The organism is Paenibacillus sp. GCM10027626 (assembly GCF_042676285.1).
GTDB lineage: Bacteria > Bacillota > Bacilli > Paenibacillales > Paenibacillaceae > Paenibacillus_Z.
In genome coordinates this window covers 1-1,511 of sequence record NZ_JBHTHC010000058.1, presented here as the reverse complement: position 1 = coordinate 1,511, position 1,511 = coordinate 1, and the positions used below count along the sequence as shown (strand labels likewise).

1 protein-coding gene is annotated in these 1,511 nt (G+C 50.6%); it reads left to right on the top strand.

The genetic code is table 11. The features are described 5' to 3' along the window. On the top strand, positions 1-1,511 hold a 1,511-nt coding region (locus tag ACFQ0N_RS38170; protein WP_379335724.1), incomplete at both ends, for a transposase.

Below are 1,511 nucleotides of genomic sequence, written 5' to 3'. Positions count from 1 at the left end.
CCCATCTGTACGCGCCAAGGGGGCAGCGTCCTTTTGCGCCTTCGCTCAAACTCAAGCTGCATTTGGTTCAGGCGATGGAGAACTTGTCCGATCGCCAGCTTGAGATTCGTTTAATGTTTGACATCGCGATCAAAAAATTTATTGGCGTTCCTTTATCCTTTACCGGCCTTGATCATAGCACGCTTGGGCTTGATCGGAATCGGATGGGGGATACGCTGTTTCATGCTTGTTTCCATTATGTGCTTGCCCAAGCGAAAAGCTACGGATTATGGGGCCAGGAAGGCGATACTTGGTTAATCGACTCGTTCATCACGCATGCGCATGCCCAGTGGATGGGGGCCAGACGCCTCATTCAGAAAGGAATCCTGCAAATTCTCCAGCAGTTGAAACGTGCGAACCTTCCGCTCTTTCAACTCGCGATGGAGTCCTTGCAATGCGAGACCTGGTTTGAGCGGTTGCCTAAAGGCGCCACTTCCGAAGAACAAGCGTTGGCTTTTCACAAGTTGGTCGTCCGCGCGTATTCGTTGCTCAGTTGGTTTGAGCACGGCGCCGCTCATACGTTGTTTTGGCAATGGCCAGATGCCAAGCGGCAGTTGCGTGCTTTAGAATTGCAAGCGTTGCTCTATAAAATTCTGCAGCAAAACGCACGTCCTGTCCCTCCGACCGACGATACGCCGGAGCAAGGACCAAAATATGAAAAAATCCCTGAAAAAGAACGTCCGAAAGATCGCGTCTCGCATGCGGCCCATCCGGATCTGCGCTTTGCAGTTAAAAATAAAATCAAGCACACCGATAAAATCCAGGTCGTCAAATCCAGCCACTCTGGATTCATCGTTGAAATCGAGCCCATCCCAGCCAACGAGCACGATGGCATGCGGGCAGGCAAACTGATTCAGCAAGTGATCGATCATCATGAGACACACCCGGAGATCGTTGGAGCCGATAGCGCTTATGGTTATGGGGCTTACCGGGCGCAACTCGTCGGTGCCCCATACAAGCTCGTGACGCCCATTGTACCGCCGACGAATCCTTCGGGGCTTTTAGGCAAAGAGCAGTTTTACTATGATGAAAAATCCAATAGCCTCACTTGCCCGCAAAACCAGGTAACCATTCGAAAAGTACGTAACAATGTGGAGAATGGATTTCAGCATTACTTTGATGCTGCAACTTGCAAGGCATGTTTGATTCGCGAAACGTGTACCACAAATGAAAACGGCCGCAGCATCTTTATAAGCGACCATCACCGTCTCACCGAAGAGGCCAAGGCCATGAATGAAACGCCCGAAGGCCAAGCCGCGTTACGGGCACGGAACAATGTGGAACGCATGAACAATGAATTAGCGAACCACCAAAAAATGAGACGCCCCTATTTCAAAGATCCAAGCAAGGTTCGGGTCTTCGCCAAAATCAAGGGGATGGCGGTCAACATCAAATTGATCGTGAAAAAACTAGGTTACTCTTACAAGGACCCCTTTGTCCGGCAAAAAAGCCGAAGACAGAGGGGCGCTTCC